Origin of the sequence: Staphylococcus durrellii (assembly GCF_015594545.1) — a bacterium.
Lineage (GTDB): Bacteria > Bacillota > Bacilli > Staphylococcales > Staphylococcaceae > Staphylococcus > Staphylococcus durrellii.
Window position 1 is genome coordinate 1,190,690 of sequence record NZ_JADIIO010000001.1, and the last position, 15,783, is coordinate 1,206,472.

The 15,783-nt window shown below is 32.9% G+C and carries 14 protein-coding genes and 1 other annotated feature; all 14 genes read left to right on the plus strand.

All coding sequences use genetic code 11. From position 1 onward, the window contains the following. Positions 1 to 191: 191 nt before the first annotated feature. The 14 genes from sal to greA all read left to right on the plus strand — a co-directional run bounded on the left by sal (position 192) and on the right by greA (position 15,755). Positions 192 to 1,826 (plus strand): Sal family ABC-F type ribosomal protection protein, encoded by a 1,635-nt coding sequence (sal, locus tag ISP02_RS05780; protein WP_195720636.1) that lies wholly within the window; start codon positions 192 to 194, stop codon positions 1,824 to 1,826. Positions 1,827 to 1,890: 64 nt separating this feature from the next. Continuing rightward, positions 1,891 to 3,030 carry a cysteine desulfurase family protein gene (locus ISP02_RS05785; RefSeq protein ID WP_195720637.1) on the plus strand — a complete coding sequence of 380 codons (1,140 nt, stop codon included), beginning with the start codon at positions 1,891 to 1,893 and terminating at the stop codon, positions 3,028 to 3,030. Between the two features lie 3 nt (positions 3,031 to 3,033). Further along, positions 3,034 to 4,146, plus strand: coding sequence for a tRNA 2-thiouridine(34) synthase MnmA (gene mnmA, locus ISP02_RS05790; protein ID WP_195720638.1), 1,113 nt, complete (start codon positions 3,034 to 3,036; stop codon positions 4,144 to 4,146). 231 nt (positions 4,147 to 4,377) lie between these two features. Further along, a complete protein-coding gene (locus tag ISP02_RS05795) occupies positions 4,378 to 5,055 on the plus strand; it encodes a tetratricopeptide repeat protein (RefSeq protein ID WP_195720639.1) in 678 nt (225 codons plus the stop codon). Positions 5,056 to 5,059: 4 nt separating this feature from the next. After that, positions 5,060 to 7,456, plus strand: a complete 2,397-nt coding sequence (recD2, locus tag ISP02_RS05800) for an SF1B family DNA helicase RecD2 (protein WP_195720640.1) — start codon at positions 5,060 to 5,062, stop codon at positions 7,454 to 7,456. A 29-nt stretch (positions 7,457 to 7,485) separates the two neighbouring features. Further along, positions 7,486 to 7,687: a binding site (T-box leader), on the plus strand. 71 nt (positions 7,688 to 7,758) lie between these two features. Continuing rightward, positions 7,759 to 10,389, plus strand: a complete 2,631-nt coding sequence (alaS, locus tag ISP02_RS05805) for an alanine--tRNA ligase (protein ID WP_195720641.1) — start codon at positions 7,759 to 7,761, stop codon at positions 10,387 to 10,389. A gap of 65 nt (positions 10,390 to 10,454) precedes the next feature. After that, positions 10,455 to 10,718, plus strand: coding sequence for an IreB family regulatory phosphoprotein (locus tag ISP02_RS05810; protein WP_195720642.1), 264 nt, complete (start codon positions 10,455 to 10,457; stop codon positions 10,716 to 10,718). Between the two features lie 2 nt (positions 10,719 to 10,720). Further along, complete coding sequence (ruvX, locus tag ISP02_RS05815) at positions 10,721 to 11,149, plus strand: Holliday junction resolvase RuvX (RefSeq protein ID WP_195720643.1); 429 nt, start codon at positions 10,721 to 10,723, stop codon at positions 11,147 to 11,149. 16 nt (positions 11,150 to 11,165) lie between these two features. After that, positions 11,166 to 11,498, plus strand: coding sequence for a DUF1292 domain-containing protein (locus ISP02_RS05820; RefSeq protein WP_195720644.1), 333 nt, complete (start codon positions 11,166 to 11,168; stop codon positions 11,496 to 11,498). Positions 11,499 to 11,778: 280 nt separating this feature from the next. After that, the gene (locus tag ISP02_RS05825; RefSeq protein ID WP_195720645.1) at positions 11,779 to 12,414 is read left to right on the plus strand and encodes an O-methyltransferase; all 636 of its coding nucleotides are present in this window, start codon (positions 11,779 to 11,781) and stop codon (positions 12,412 to 12,414) included. A 2-nt stretch (positions 12,415 to 12,416) separates the two neighbouring features. Next, positions 12,417 to 13,340, plus strand: a complete 924-nt coding sequence (locus ISP02_RS05830) for a peptidase U32 family protein (protein WP_195720646.1) — start codon at positions 12,417 to 12,419, stop codon at positions 13,338 to 13,340. Between the two features lie 15 nt (positions 13,341 to 13,355). Then, on the plus strand, positions 13,356 to 14,627 hold the full coding sequence (locus ISP02_RS05835; RefSeq protein ID WP_195720647.1) for a peptidase U32 family protein: 1,272 nt from the start codon (positions 13,356 to 13,358) through the stop codon (positions 14,625 to 14,627). Further along, positions 14,627 to 15,250, plus strand: a complete 624-nt coding sequence (gene udk / locus ISP02_RS05840) for a uridine kinase (protein ID WP_195720648.1) — start codon at positions 14,627 to 14,629, stop codon at positions 15,248 to 15,250. The genes ISP02_RS05835 and udk overlap by 1 nt, the downstream gene beginning before the upstream one ends. A 28-nt stretch (positions 15,251 to 15,278) precedes the next feature. Continuing rightward, a complete protein-coding gene (gene greA, locus ISP02_RS05845) occupies positions 15,279 to 15,755 on the plus strand; it encodes a transcription elongation factor GreA (RefSeq protein ID WP_195720649.1) in 477 nt (158 codons plus the stop codon). Positions 15,756 to 15,783 lie beyond the last annotated feature (28 nt).

A 15,783-nucleotide genomic window follows, 5' to 3' on the forward strand; every position in this document is an offset into this window, starting at 1 on the left:
ATATAGTAAATTTTAACGTTAGGTGGCCTTATTAAGACAATGGATAAATCTCATAAACAATTCGTAACTAAAGCAGCAATGATAAATAATAAATGAGATATGCCGTTGTCTAAGCTTAATTAAAATCACTTAGTTTATATTAATTATGATAATAAAGACATGCATATCACTATGAAGGTGAGGAATACGTTATGTCTTTTTATTATGCCCAAAAACCATTTGAAGCATACGGTAAAGTGTTAGTTAATGACGTAGACATTAGAGTAGAAAAGGGAGAGCATATTGCTTTAATAGGTAACAATGGCGTCGGTAAAACATCTATATTAAAAGCGATATACGATTTTTATAGCGATGATGCTTATTATATGGAGCAAGATTTGACTAACTATAAAAAATATACTGCCATGGATTATGTTATTTCATTATATCCTGAAATTTATCAAGTTAAGGAGCAAATGGCATATGATTTAGAGGCTGTGTCTAAATATATAGAACTTGAAGGATATGAATTTGAGCAAAAAATAGTGACTCAAGCTAAACAATTTAAAATATCTGAAGAAGCATTATATAAGCAAATTGAACAGTTAAGTGGTGGAGAACAAACGAGAATAGCAATTATCAGGGCAATATTGTCACAACAACCACTGTTGTTATTAGATGAACCGACCAATCATTTAGACAGTGAAATGACAAATGACTTGAGTCATTTTATAAATAAATCAACACAAACTATTATAGTTATTTCGCACCATCGTACTTTTATTAATCACGTAGCAACACATATCGTCGAAGTTAATAGTGAAACAACTACTAAATATGAGGGTAATTACGATCATTATAAAGAAATTACAGATTTAACACTAAAGTCACAGTACAATGTTTATGTAAAGCAACAAAAACAAATTAAACAATTAGAAAATAATATTCAACGGATTAAACAATGGCACGATGCTTCCAATGCTAAGACAAGTGTTAGAGACCCAATTGGCCAGAAAAAATTAAGTAAACTAATTAAGCGAGCTAAAATTAAAGAAACGCAAACTCAGCATAAAATAGAAAACGAAACAATAAATAAACCTATGAATGACCATCTAGATCAAATGAAATTTAATAATGGTCAACATTTCAGTAATAGAAATCTTTTTCAATTACATCAAGTAAGTTATCAAAGTCAGCACCAACTCATTTTTGATAAGGTTGATATAATTATGAAAAAAGGCGAAAATGTCTTAATAACAGGGCCCAATGGCAGTGGTAAATCATTGTTGGTCGAATTAATAAAAGGACGTATTAAACCTACTAGCGGTACGATTACTATTTCACCGTCCCTATATATTGCATATTTTGATCAACAAAATAATAATTTGAATTATGATGCTACACCAATGGAAATGGTAATGACGATAAAAGACATGACACGCAGTAACGCCCAAACTATACTTAATGCATTTAACTTTAAACATGAAAGTATATTTGATAAAGTTAGCCATCTTTCAATGGGAGAAAAAAGTCGACTACAGTTTGTATTATTATTTTTTGCACAACCACATTTACTCATATTAGATGAACCGACTAATTATTTTGATATTCACACGCAAGAACTTATTATGGAAATGCTAAAAGATTTTAGTGGACAAGTACTGTTGATTACACATGATGAATATTTAAAAAGTAAGTTTGATGCGACGCATTGGTATATTAAAGATTGCAAAATAATAAATACAGCAACACAACCAAATAATGATGTTGATTTAGATAGCACATTATCTTTAATAGAAGATTTCAATGATATAGATGAATTTGGACATTATAAAACAGACGACTAGAAAAATTATAAACATGGTGCTATCATTGGACCATTGATAAAATTGTGAGGAGTGTCGAAAAGTCATGGAAGTTTATGCAGATAATGCTGCAACTACACCAATTAAACAGCCAGTGATTGATAAGATGATGGAAATCTATACTTCACATTATGGAAATCCATCTTCAATGCATAGTATTGGGAGAGATGCGCGTAAATATTTGGATGAATCACGTCGAGCTATCGCCCAAATGTTAGGTGCAAAAACGAATGAAGTGATTTTTACAAGTGGCGCAACTGAATCTAACAATATGGCCATAAAAGGAATTGCTTATAAACATCAACATAAAGGTAAGCACCTTATTACATCCAAAATCGAACATCATTCTGTGTTACATGTCTTTGAACAACTTGAGGACGAAGGATTTACAGTGACTTACCTTGATGTAGACGAACAAGGTATTATCGACATTGACCAATTGAAAAATGCGATTAATGATGAGACCATTTTAGTATCAATCATGTTTGTTAATAATGAAGTTGGAACAGTACAACCTATGTATGATATAGATGATATAGTAAAGCAATCCAACGCGCTATTTCATGTAGACGCTGTGCAAGCAATCGGACATCTAGACATAGATTTTAATGAATTTAGTATCGATGCAATGAGTATTACAGCTCATAAATTTGGTGGGCCTAAAGGTGTTGGCTTACTACTTGTTAAAGAAGGCACATTAATGAACTATATGCAGCTTGGCGGAGAACAGGAAACTAAACGTCGTGCTGGCACCGAAAATATACCTCAAATTGTTGGACTTACGGAAGCACTAAGACTGGCTACTGAGAATTTAGACGACAATAATATTCATTTAATGTCTTTAAAAAATTTATTTTTAGTGAAACTTCAAGAGAGGTCTATACCATTTGAAGTTAATGGTTCAATGATAGATACTACAGGTCACGTCGTAAATATATATATCCCATTTATCGATGTCGAGACGATGCTCACACTATTAGATTTATCTAATATTTATGTTTCTTCAGGCTCAGCATGTACTGCAGGTTCAACCACACCATCCCACGTGTTAGCGGCTATGTATGATGACGGGGATAGAGCTAAACATTCTGTAAGGTTTAGTTTTAATGAGTTAAATACAGAGGCAGAAATTAAATATATAGCAATGGAAATTCACAAAATCTATCATAAATTTAAGGAGGAATAATAGTTGGGCAACGAAAATACACGTGTAGTTGTTGGCATGTCAGGTGGCGTCGATAGTTCTGTTACGGCTCACATATTAAAAGAGCAAGGTTACAATGTTATAGGTATATTTATGAAGAATTGGGACGACACTGATGAAAATGGTGTATGTACTGCAACTGAAGATTATAATGATGTTATAGCTGTGTGTAACCAAATCGGTATACCATATTATGCAGTTAATTTTGAACAACAATACTGGGATAAAGTATTCACATATTTCCTCGATGAATATAAAAAAGGTAGAACACCTAATCCAGATGTAATGTGTAATAAAGAAATTAAATTTAAAGCTTTCTTAGAACATGCACTTAAGCTAGGTGCTGACTATGTTGCAACAGGTCATTACGCTCGTATTAAACGACACGATGATGGGCAAGTAGAAATGTTACGTGGCGTAGATAACAACAAAGATCAAACTTATTTCTTAAATCAATTATCTCAAGAGCAATTATCAAAAGTGATGTTCCCTATAGGAGATATAGATAAAAAAGAAGTTAGAAAAATAGCAGAAGAACAAAATTTAGCTACTGCCAAGAAAAAAGATTCTACCGGTATTTGTTTTATTGGAGAAAGAAATTTCAAAACATTTTTATCACAATATTTACCAGCACAATCTGGTAAAATGCTTACGTTAAATGGTGAAGTTAAAGGTGAACATGGTGGCCTCATGTATTATACGATTGGACAACGCCACGGCTTAGGAATTGGTGGAGACGGAGATCCATGGTTCGTTGTTGGTAAAAATCTAGACGACAATGTACTATACGTAGAACAAGGTTTTGACCACGATGCCTTGTATAGCGATTATCTTATTGCCTCAGATATTTCATTTGTTAATGACGTAGATTTAACAAATGGTTTTGAATGTACCGCTAAATTTAGATATCGTCAAAAAGATACAAAAGTATTTGTACAGAAAGAAGCAGATAATGCTATTCGTGTTAGTTTTGATGTTCCTGTACGCGCAATTACGCCAGGTCAAGCAGTCGTATTTTATGATGGGGAAGTTTGTTTAGGTGGTGCAACTATTGATGACGTGTACAAAACGTCTGGTCAATTAAGTTATGTAGTATAAATAAGATTTTAATATAGAGATTGAGAAGTAAATGATTGGTAGCCATAAGTGTTCGTTAAAATATATTCTAACGTTATATATATTGTTCACTAAAATTAGTCAATCTATGTATGAAAAATACATTTATTAACCGGCTAACAACATATTATTTTTCATTCTCTTTTTTGTTAAAAACTATATCAGTACCACATTAAAGTGTTATACTAAGCTATTAGAAATGAGGTATTTACCATGAAACAAGAACAAATTTATGAATATATTAAACAAGGACAAAATGATAAGGCGTTACAGGCTTTATTTGATAACATTGAAAATAACCCTCAAGAAATAGAAAATTACATAAATGCAGGTATATTAATTGCAGAAGCTGGTGAAATTGAACACGCCGAAACGTTTTTCCAAAAGGCCTTAACAATAGACGCTGAAAATGGGGCCGTATATTATAATTTAGCAAACGTTTATTATAATGAAGGACGTTTAAATGAAGCGATAAAGTTATACCAAACGGCATTACAACATGCTAAGGATGGCTTAGTAGATAAAATAGACGCGAATTACATGATAGGTATGTCATTTAATCAATTAGAATCCTTCAAACAAGCAATGCCATTTTTTATGACTGCAGCTGAAGCGGATGACCGTAATGATATTGAAGTTCAATTTCAGTATGGTCTAGTGTTGTGTCATCTAGAAATGTATGAGCAAGCAATTGAACAGCTAAATTACTTACTCACATTAGATAAAGAACACGTTGATGGGCTTTATAACTTAGGTTTAGCTACTTATATGAGTACTGAAAATGTTGATGATGCTTTGTATTACTTTAATAAGGCGATATCGATTAATCCGGAACATCATATGAGTCAACATGCAATAGCAACATTTAAGTCAATTCAAGAGGAGGAGTAACAACATGACCGATTCTACACTGTTTAACTATTCAATGGTTAAAGGCACGGTTGACGCAATACTATTTCAAAACAAAGATAACTTTTACACCGTGTTAAAAGTTGATACAATTGAATCAAATGAAACCTTTGATAGTATGCCGACAGTTGTAGGATTTTTCCCTGAAGTGGTTGAAGGTGATGTATATACTTTCAAAGGACAAGTTGCTACCCATCCTAAATATGGAAAACAACTAAAGGCCGAAACATTCGAAAAAGAATTGCCACAAACAAAAGAGGCCATCGTCAGTTATCTTTCTAGTGATCTATTTAAAGGAATTGGTAAAAAGACCGCTCAAAATATTGTAAACGCCTTAGGTGAAAATACGATTTCAGATATTTTAAATGATGCTACAGTACTGGAAAAAGTGCCTGGTTTACCTAAGAAAAAGCAACAACAGATTGCCGAACAAATCGCGAGCAATCAAGAAACTGAACGAATAATCATTAGGTTACATGATTTAGGATTTGGTCCTAAGTTAGCCATGAATATTTATCAAACTTATTTAGCCGAAACTTTAAATATAGTCGAAAAAACACCATATCAACTCGTGTATGATGTCAAAGGTATAGGATTTAACAAGGCTGACCTATTAGCTAAAAACATCGGTATTCAATATAACGATCACGAGCGTATAAAAGCAGGTATTTTATATCTATTAGAAGAAGAGTGTATTAAACAAGGTCATACTTATTTGCCAAGTCAATTTTTAATAGATAGTGTTCAAGATATGTTATCAAATCCACCAGCTGAAGAGATAGAAAGAAAACAAATCGAAGCCCAAATCGATCAACTCGTGAGTGATACTAAATTAATACAACAAGAAGACCAGTTTGCTATTCCAAGTTTGTATTATTCCGAAATAAAAAGTGTACAAAATTTGTATCGTAATTTTACCTATACTAAAAAATTAAAAGATATAGAAACTTCGGAACTATTGTTAGAAATAGGAGATATTGAAGATAAAAACAATGTCAGTTATGCCGAGTCACAAAGAGAAGCTTTACAAACGGTTATTAATTCTAAAGTAATGCTATTAACAGGAGGACCTGGTACAGGTAAAACTACCGTTATTAAAGGTATTGTGGAATTATATGCTGAAATTCATGGTTTATCGTTAGATTATGATGATTATAAAGAAGATGATTATCCAATTGTATTAGGAGCACCAACGGGTCGAGCTTCTAAAAGGTTATCTGAGTCGACAGAACTTGAAGCGATGACGATACATCGCTTAATAGGATGGAATCAAGATACGCAACCTGAAGATATTTTAGATAATGAAATTAATGCGAAATTAATTATTATAGATGAAATGTCAATGGTAGATACATGGTTGTTTCATCAATTTATGAGCGCTGTTCCAATGGATGCTCAAGTTATTTTGGTTGGAGATGAGGATCAGTTACCATCTGTGGGCCCCGGGCAAGTTTTTAAAGATTTAATTGATTCTAAGGTGATACCGAGAGTGAATTTAACAGAAGTTTATCGTCAACAAGAAGGTTCTAGCATTATAGAATTAGCGCATCGTATAAAATTAAATCAAGCTGTCGATATTACTCAACGCTTTCATGATAGGAACTTTATTAATTGTTCTACGGACCAAATACCAGAAGTTGTTGATAAAGTAGTTAATAGTGCTGTTTCAAAAGGGTATGATATGAGTGATATCCAAGTTTTAGCACCAATGTATAAAGGCTCAGCAGGAATTAAAAAATTAAATTCAGTATTGCAAGGTATTTTGAATCCTAAGGATAAAGATACAAGGGAAATCGAATTTGGAGAAGTTCTGTTTCGTAAAGGCGATAAAGTTTTACAACTGGTCAATCGTCCAAATGATAATATTTTTAATGGGGATATTGGCGTTATAGTTGGCATATTTTGGGCGAAAGAAAATGCTTTAGATAAAGATGTCGTAGTTGTAGATTTTGAAGGCAATGAAATTACCTTTACTAGACAGGATTTAATGGAACTTACACATGCATATTGCACGTCTATTCATAAATCTCAAGGTTCTGAATTTCCGATTGTCATAATGCCTATGGTCAAACAATATTATAGAATGTTGCAGAAGCCTATCTTATATACTGGTTTAACGAGAGCCAAACAATCTTTAGTCTTTTTAGGTGATCCACAAGCCTTTGATTTAGGATTAAAAACGAATGGCCAAGCAAGAATGACGCAACTTTGTACTTTATTAAAAGCATACTTTAATACAGATGATACCAATGTTCATATCGACAATGAACAAGTTGATAATAGTTTGGATATTTCCATCGAATTGACTGAATCAACTATTTATAAAATAGATCCTATGATAAATATGGGGGAAATGTCGCCATACGATTTCGTAAATGATTGACACAGAGCTAGAAAATAAATACAATGAATTTAAAGTTTACAATGAAGATGAGTAAATAACTTGGGACGATTAGAGATGTACTGGTTGGTGAAAAGTGCAGCGCAAGTTATTGAACGCTACTTCGAATCATTATTAATAACGACTTTATTGAGTGATAAACAAGTTAAGTGCTCTAAATGCTAACGTTACTGTTTATAACTAGGGTGGTACCGCGAATTGTTCGTCCCTTATATAGAGGATGAACTTTTTTTGTGCGCAAAATTAATTTTTAATAATGTATGTATTAAATTGGAGGATTGTTTATGAAAAAATTAAAAGCGAGTGAAATTAGACAAGGGTTTATTGATTTCTTTGTAGAAAAGGGACACATGGTTGAACCTTCTGCCCCATTAGTACCTATTGATGACGATTCATTATTATGGATTAACTCAGGTGTAGCCACTTTAAAAAAATATTTCGATGGACGAGAAACACCAAAAAAACCTAGAATTGTGAACTCACAAAAAGCCATTCGTACAAATGATATCGAAAATGTTGGTTTTACAGCTCGTCATCATACATTTTTTGAAATGTTAGGTAACTTTTCAATCGGTGACTATTTTAAAAAAGAAGCAATAGAATATGCTTGGGAATTTTTAACTAGCGATAAATGGATGGGCATGGATCCAAGTAAATTATACGTCACAATCCACCCTGAAGATGCTGAAGCTTATAAATTATGGCATGAGGATATTGGTCTCGAAGAAAGTCGTATTATTCGTATAGAAGGTAATTTTTGGGATATTGGTGAAGGCCCTTCAGGTCCTAATACTGAAATATTCTATGATCGTGGTGATGAATATGGTCACGATGACCCAGCAGAAGAAATGTATCCTGGCGGTGAAAACGAACGTTATTTAGAAGTATGGAACTTAGTATTTAGTGAATTTAACCATAATAAGGATCATACTTATACGCCACTTCCTAATAAAAATATTGATACGGGCATGGGTCTTGAAAGAATGGCATCAGTGGCGCAAGATGTACGTACGAACTATGAAACAGATTTATTTATGCCAATTATTGAAGAAGTTGAAAAAATTTCTGGTAAGAAATATTTAACTAATAATGAATACGATGTCGCGTTTAAAGTTATATCAGATCATATTAGAACAATTTCATTTGCTATTGCTGATGGCGCATTACCTGCTAATGAAGGCCGTGGTTATGTTTTACGTAGATTACTACGAAGAGCCGTACGTTTCAGTCAATCATTAGATATTAATGAGCCCTTCTTATACAAATTAGTAAATATTGTTGCTGAAATTATGGAACCGTACTATCCAAACGTAAAAGAGAAAGCGCAATTTATTCAACGTGTAATTAAATCCGAAGAAGATAGATTCCACGAAACTTTACAAGAAGGTTTATCAATCTTAAGTACGCTTGTGAAAAAAGCTAAAGATGGCGACAAAACGATTAATGGTGAAGATGCATTCAAACTATACGATACTTATGGCTTTCCAATTGAGTTAACTGAAGAATTTGCTCAACAAGAAGGACTGTCAATAGATATGGAAACTTTTGGTGTGGAAATGCAAAAACAAAGAGATCGTGCGCGTCAAGCACGTCAAAGTGGACAATCTATGCAAATCCAAAGTGATGTTTTAAAACAAATTAATACTGACAGCACGTTTGTTGGCTATGAACGAATGACAGCTAATTCTACAATAACTGACATTATTAAAAATGGCGAACTCGTTAATACAGTTGAAGCTGGTGATGAAATTAGTCTTATATTAAAAGAAACACCTTTCTATGCTGTTAGTGGTGGACAAGTTGCCGATAAAGGTACGATAAGTAATGATAGTTTTGAAATTTATGTAGAAGAAGTAACTAAAGCACCAAACGGTCAAAACTTACACACAGGAAAAGTACAATTTGGTAGAGTGACTACTGGAGCTGAAGTTACTGCTGAAGTAAATCACAACGAACGTCAATCCATTAAGAAAAATCACAGTGCAACGCACCTATTACATGCAGCATTAAAAGAAATTTTAGGCGATCATGTTAATCAAGCAGGTTCATTAGTAGAACCAGATAGATTACGTTTTGACTTTTCACATTTCGGTCCACTATCTGAAGAAGAAATCGAAATTGTTGAACGTCGAGTAAATGAAGAAATTTGGAACAATATTTCAGTTTCTATTAAAGAAATGCCAATTGACGAAGCTAAAAAAATGGGCGCTATGGCATTATTTGGTGAAAAATACAGTGATATGGTAAGAGTTGTTGATATGGCACCGTTCTCAATAGAATTATGTGGTGGTATACACGTAAACAATACATCAGAAATTGGATTATTTAAAATTGTAAGTGAATCAGGTACAGGTGCTGGTGTACGTAGAATTGAAGCATTAACTGGTAAATCAGCATTACTATACTTAGAATCAATTCAAAATCATTTCAAACAATTGAAAAAACAAATTAAAGTAAAAGATGATGATCAAGTTTTAGATAAAGTCGTACAAATGCAAAATGATGAGAAATCACTACACAGACAGCTAGAACAACGTAGTAAAGAAATTACGGCATTGAAAATGGGAGACATTAAGGATCAAGTTGAAGTAATTAATGGTTTAAACGTATTAGCCACTGAGGTAGAAGTAGATAACGCTAATGCAATCCGCGAAACGATGGATGATTTCAAATCAAAATTACAAGATACTGTTATTATTTTAGTGAGCAAGGTGGGCGATAAAGTATCACTTATCGCTACGGTACCAAAATCATTAACTGATAAAGTAAAAGCTGGAAATATTATTAAAGAAATGGCCCCAGTAGTTGGTGGTAAAGGTGGCGGCCGTCCTGATATGGCTCAAGGTGGCGGCACACAACCTGAGAATATCACAGAATCATTACGTTTTATTAAAAATTACATTAAATCACTGTAACTGGAAGATAGAGTGAGTTAAAATAGTGTTGTATAATTTTTACTATATTTGAAGGAGTGTTGGACGTGGAAAACTTAGATAAAACGATGAAATTTAGTTACGATGAAATTCCTAAAAAAGATGTTAGAACAATATTATTGAATGTTTATAATACTTTAGAAGAACGTGGCTATAACCCAGTTAATCAAATTGTAGGCTACCTACTATCTGGTGACCCTGCATATATACCAAGACATAATGACGCAAGAAATCAAATTAGACATATAGATAGAGATGACATTATGGAAGAATTAGTGTCAAATTATCTTCATGATAGTAAGAAAGAATAAATATGTTAACTAATAAAATATTAGGTCTTGATGTAGGAAGTAAAACTGTCGGTATCGCTATAAGTGATTTAATGGGTTGGACTGCGCAAGGCCTAGACACACTCCGAATAAATGAAAACGAAAATGAGCTTGGTATTGATAAGCTTGTCCAAATAGTAAAAAAAGAAAATGTTGGTACAGTTGTAATCGGATTACCAAAAAATATGAATAATTCTATTGGCTTTCGAGGGGAAGCTTCGTTACAATACAAAGAACAGCTTCTTGAAGCATTACCTTCACTTGAAATAATTATGTGGGATGAACGTCTTAGCACAATGGCTGCAGAACGTTCCTTACTCGAAGCTGATGTATCTAGACAAAAAAGAAAAAAAGTTATAGACAAGATGGCCGCAGTTTTCATCTTGCAAGGTTACTTGGATTCAATTCAATAAAAAGGAGAAATTTACGATGACAGAACATAACAATGCAGAGTTACAAATTAATAATGAGGAAGAGTTATTAACTCTTTATGACGAAGAAGGAAATGAAGTTCTTTATCGCAAAGTTTTAGAATTCTATCATCCTGAATTTAAAAAAGAATATGTCATCTTAGCCGAAGAAGGTGCAGAAGCTGATGACGATGATTTAGTTGAATTAGTCCCAATGATTAATGACCCAGACGAAAACGGTGAAGGTGGTAAGTTCTTACCAGTTGAAACTGATGAAGAATGGGATATGATTGAGGAAGTAGTTAATACTGAAATGGACGATGAACACGATCACGACCATGATCATGAATAATTAACGCTTTAAAGAATAAATTCTATTTTTACATAATAGAATTTATTCTTTTTTTATAATTAACCGCATCTATCAATTTTTTTGTTTAAACATTAAAATAGAAATACTATTAAAGTCTATTCAATCTTATCTTTCTTATTAAAATATGATAGAATATTTAAAGTTAATTTATATTTATCACTGATTCATCAAAACTATAAAACATGCCTAACATCTTAATTAGTTATAATATTAAAATCGTTATTCAAATGTTTTAAGTTAATATAAAGGAAGTTACAATTTGGAAAAAAATCAAACTTATTTATTAAATTTGCTCAACCATAATTCAATTAATATTGAGAATTTAAGGACGTTTGCAGAAAAAAATAGTGTGCCAATCGTTGATCGAATGACACTTGAGATGATTAAACAAATAATTAGAATACATAAGCCTACTAAAATCTTAGAAATAGGTACTGCTATTGGTTATAGTTCGATGCAATTTGCTTCTATTGATCCTCAAATTCAAGTAACCACAATTGAAAGAAACGAACGCATGCAACAACAAGCTATCCAAAACTTTGAACATTATAACTTTCAAAAGCAAATTCATTTAATTAAAGGTGATGCACTAGAGCAATTCGCAGCTGTTGAAAATCAATCATTTGATATGATTTTTATCGATGCTGCTAAAGCGCAAACTCAGAAATTTTTTGAGTTATACACACCATTGTTAAAAAACCATGGTGTCGTAATTACAGACAATATCTTATATCATGATTTTGTAGCTGATATTGACGTAGTTAGAAATCGAAACGTTAGACAAATGGTTAAAAAAATACAAAAATATAATGAATGGTTAATTAACAATGAAGCATTTACTACAAATTTTTTAAATATTGATGATGGCTTAGCTATTTCAATTAAAGGAGAGTAAGTATGACTGAATTATTAGTTACACCCAAGTCCGTCTCACATATAGCAACTTTAATAGAAAAAGGTGCAGACGCTTTTGTCATCGGTGAACAAAAATTTGGCTTGAGACTTGCTGGCGAATTTGATCGATCTTCTTTGAAAGAAGCAGTCGAATTAATACATAGCCATGATAAAAAAGTTTACGTAGCAGTTAATGGTATTTTTCATAATTATCATTTAAATGCGCTTGAGGACTATATTTCATTTTTACATGAATTGAAAGTAGATAGAATTATTTTTGGTGACCCTGCTGTAGTGATGTACGTCAAACAACATAAAAAACCTATCCCTTTAAATTGGGATGCAGAAGCTTTAGTTACTAATTATTTCCAATGTAATTACTGGGGCGACAAAGGTGCTAAAAGGGCAGTGTTGGCTCGAGAATTAAGTTTAGATGAAATATTAAACATTAAGCAAGCCGTTAATGTGGAACTTGAAGTACAGGTACATGGTATGACTTGTATGTTTCAGTCCAAACGTATGTTGTTAGGTAATTACTATACATTCCAACAACGTCAAATGAAAATAGAACGTAACGTTATGTCTAACCAATTGCTACTATATGATGAAGAACGTAATAATCAATATCCAGTATTTGAAGATTACAATGGAACCCATATTATGTCGCCAAATGATATCTGTTTAATAGAGGAATTAGAGGCATTATTAGAAGCAGGTATAGATACTTTTAAAATAGACGGCATTTTACAATCAGAAGAATATATTAATGTTTGTACAGAACAGTATAGAGAAGCCATTGATTTATTTAATGAAGATCCAGAATCCTACGAGGATGAGAAATTTATGCTCGTAGATCCAATAGAAGCAATCCAACCCGAGCATCGTCCATTCGATGAAGGATTTTTATTCAAACAAACTGTATATTAAAGGAGGCATAGATCATTGAAAATATTAGAAAAGGCAAATACTTCAGTGACTCCTAAAATTAAAAAACCTGAATTGCTTGCACCGGCAGGAAATTTAGAAAAGTTAAAAATAGCCGTACATTATGGTGCAGATGCTGTCTTTTTAGGTGGACAAGCATATGGTTTGAGATCTAATGCTGGTAATTTTACTATGGCTGAAATTGAAGAGGGCGTTAATTTTGCTCGTAAATACGGTGCGAAAATATATATCACAACTAATATTATTGCTCATGACGAAAACATAGAAGGTTTAGACCAATATTTACAAGACCTTGAAGCAACAGGTGTAACAGGAATTATCGTAGCAGATCCTTTAATTATAGAAACTTGTAAAAAAGTGGCACCTTCGCTAGAAATTCATTTATCAACACAACAATCACTATCAAATTATAAAGCCGTTGAATTTTGGAAAGAAGAAGGTTTAGATCGTGTAGTTCTAGCTCGAGAAACTGGCGCTATGGAAATGCAAGAAATGAAAGAAAAAGTCGATATTGAGATAGAAGCTTTTATCCATGGTGCAATGTGTATAGCATACTCTGGTAGATGTACGTTAAGTAATCACATGACGGCTCGTGATTCAAACCGTGGTGGTTGTTGTCAAAGTTGCCGTTGGGATTACGATTTATTAGCTGTAGATGACGATGGAGAGTTAGATTTAGTATATAGTGAAGATGATGTAACGCCATTTGCAATGAGTCCGAAAGATTTGAAATTGATAGAATCCATACCCAATATGATGGATATTGGCATCGATTCTCTTAAAATTGAAGGTAGAATGAAATCAATACATTACATTGCTACAGTCGTTTCGGTATATCGAAAAGTAATCGATGCATATGCTGCCGACCCGGATAACTTTACAATTAATCCAAATTGGTTGATTGAATTAAACAAATGTGCAAATAGAGCAACAGCGCCGGCCTTTTTTGAAGGAACACCAGGTTATAAAGAACAGATGTTTGGTTCAGTAGGTGAAAAAAATCAATCAGCTTATGATTTTTGTGGATTGGTATTAGACTATGATGAAACTACAAAACTTGCTACTATTCAACAACGTAATAAATTTAAACCTGGAGAAGAAATTGAATTTTTCGGTCCAGAAATCGGTACATTTAAACAAGTGGTTGAGCATATTTATGATGAAGAAGGTAATGAATTAGATGCAGCTCGTCATCCACTTCAAATTATTCAAATAAAAGTCGCAAAACCTCTTTATGCTAACAACATGATAAGAAAGGAAATTGGATAATGAAAAGTACGACCATAATAGGAATTGCTGGTGGCTCAGGCTCTGGGAAAACAACGGTTACTGATGAGATTATGAAAAACTTAGAAGGTCATAGTGTTGCACTTTTAGCTCAAGACTATTACTATAAAGACCAATCGCATTTATCTTTTGAAGAGCGATTAGAAACAAACTATGATCATCCATTTGCATTTGATAATGATTTATTAATAGCAAATTTGAATGATTTAAGAAATGACAAAGTTGTCGAAGTACCTACATATGATTATAAGAACCATACAAGAAGCGATGAAACGATTGCATTTGAACCAAAAGATGTTATTATCGTAGAAGGTATATTTGCACTGGAAAATAAAACATTAAGAGACTTAATGGACGTTAAAATATATGTTGACACAGATGCTGACTTAAGAATATTACGACGTTTACTACGTGACACAGAAGAACGTGGGCGTACGATGGAATCGGTAGTTAATCAATATCTAAATGTAGTGCGACCAATGCACAATCAATTTATTGAACCAACTAAGAAGTATGCCGATATCATTATCCCAGAGGGTGGCAGTAATAAAGTCGCAATCGACATAATGACAACTAAAATCCAGACATTAGTAAGCAAACAATAGTAATTTTATAGTAAAGGAAGATGACATTATGGAAAATCAAAAGCAATATCCAATGACTCAAGAAGGTTATGAGAAATTAGAACATGAACTAGAAGAGTTAAAAACTGTAAAACGACCAGAAGTTGTTGAAAAAATTAAAGTTGCTCGTTCATTTGGTGACTTATCTGAGAACTCAGAGTACGATGCTGCTAAAGATGAGCAAGGTTTTATCGAACAAGATATTCAGCGTATTGAAAATATGATTAGAAATGCCTTGATTATCGAAGATACAGGCGATAACAATGTTGTACAAATTGGTAAAACTGTTACATTCGTTGAATTACCAGGAGAAGAAGAAGAAAGTTATCAAATTGTTGGTTCAGCTGAGGCTGACGCATTTAATGGGAAGATTTCAAACGAATCACCTATGGCTAAAAACCTTATTGGTAAAGGTTTAAACGATGAAGTTCGTGTACCTCTTCCAAATGGTGGAGAAATCAACGTAAAAATCGTTGATATTAAATAAGCTATACTACTAAAAACCCCGATATCAT

What these genes read in the sequence shown, in the direction of transcription:
- ruvX (WP_195720643.1), top strand. Translation starts at nt 10,721, where the DNA reads ATGTTAACTAATAAAATATTAGGTCTTGATGTAGGAAGTAAAACTGTC.
- sal (WP_195720636.1), top strand. Translation starts at nt 192, where the DNA reads ATGTCTTTTTATTATGCCCAAAAACCATTTGAAGCATACGGTAAAGTG.
- ISP02_RS05795 (WP_195720639.1), top strand. Translation starts at nt 4,378, where the DNA reads ATGAAACAAGAACAAATTTATGAATATATTAAACAAGGACAAAATGAT.
- ISP02_RS05830 (WP_195720646.1), top strand. Translation starts at nt 12,417, where the DNA reads ATGACTGAATTATTAGTTACACCCAAGTCCGTCTCACATATAGCAACT.
- udk (WP_195720648.1), top strand. Translation starts at nt 14,627, where the DNA reads ATGAAAAGTACGACCATAATAGGAATTGCTGGTGGCTCAGGCTCTGGG.
- ISP02_RS05820 (WP_195720644.1), top strand. Translation starts at nt 11,166, where the DNA reads ATGACAGAACATAACAATGCAGAGTTACAAATTAATAATGAGGAAGAG.
- ISP02_RS05785 (WP_195720637.1), top strand. Translation starts at nt 1,891, where the DNA reads ATGGAAGTTTATGCAGATAATGCTGCAACTACACCAATTAAACAGCCA.
- alaS (WP_195720641.1), top strand. Translation starts at nt 7,759, where the DNA reads ATGAAAAAATTAAAAGCGAGTGAAATTAGACAAGGGTTTATTGATTTC.
- greA (WP_195720649.1), top strand. Translation starts at nt 15,279, where the DNA reads ATGGAAAATCAAAAGCAATATCCAATGACTCAAGAAGGTTATGAGAAA.
- recD2 (WP_195720640.1), top strand. Translation starts at nt 5,060, where the DNA reads ATGACCGATTCTACACTGTTTAACTATTCAATGGTTAAAGGCACGGTT.